The sequence below is a fragment of the Pantoea sp. WMus005 genome, from assembly GCF_013415305.1.
Taxonomy (GTDB): domain Bacteria; phylum Pseudomonadota; class Gammaproteobacteria; order Enterobacterales; family Enterobacteriaceae; genus Pantoea; species Pantoea rara.
This window is the reverse complement of the sequence record NZ_JACBXU010000016.1, coordinates 1-446: the sequence shown is the minus strand read 5'-3', so window position 1 is coordinate 446 and position 446 is coordinate 1. Positions and strand designations below refer to the sequence as shown.

Below are 446 nucleotides of genomic sequence, written 5' to 3'. Positions count from 1 at the left end.
CTATTGCCGCGACAATGCGATCCCCTACGACGAGTGCGGCAAAGTTGTCGTCGCGCTACAAGAGGAAGAGTTACCTCGCCTGGAGGCGATTTATCGGAAAGCGCAGGCCAACGGTGTGCCTGGCGTGCGGCTGATCGGCTCAAATGAGCTGCGCGAAATCGAGCCCAACTGCATCGGCCTGGGCGCCTTGCATTCACCGAAAACGGCGATTGTCAGTTACGGTCAAATTGCGGCCCGAATCGCCGATGAAATCAGGGAACGTGGCGGGCGCATTTGTCTGAATTCGCCGGTTGAGCGCCTGCTTGAGCGAGGCGGCGAAGTACGGGTCGAACTTGCAGATGGAGAGGTCTTCGATACGGTATTCGATCAGGCAATTGCCTGCGCGGGTTTGCAGTCAGATCGCCTGGCAGAGCGTTCGGGCGATCAGGATACGCCACGCATCGTAC

At 58.7% G+C, this 446-nt stretch carries 1 protein-coding gene; it reads left to right on the top strand.

What is annotated here, in order from left to right:
* Positions 1 to 446: FAD-dependent oxidoreductase (locus HZZ01_RS20700; protein ID WP_179899290.1), on the top strand; the 446-nt coding region annotated here is incomplete at both ends.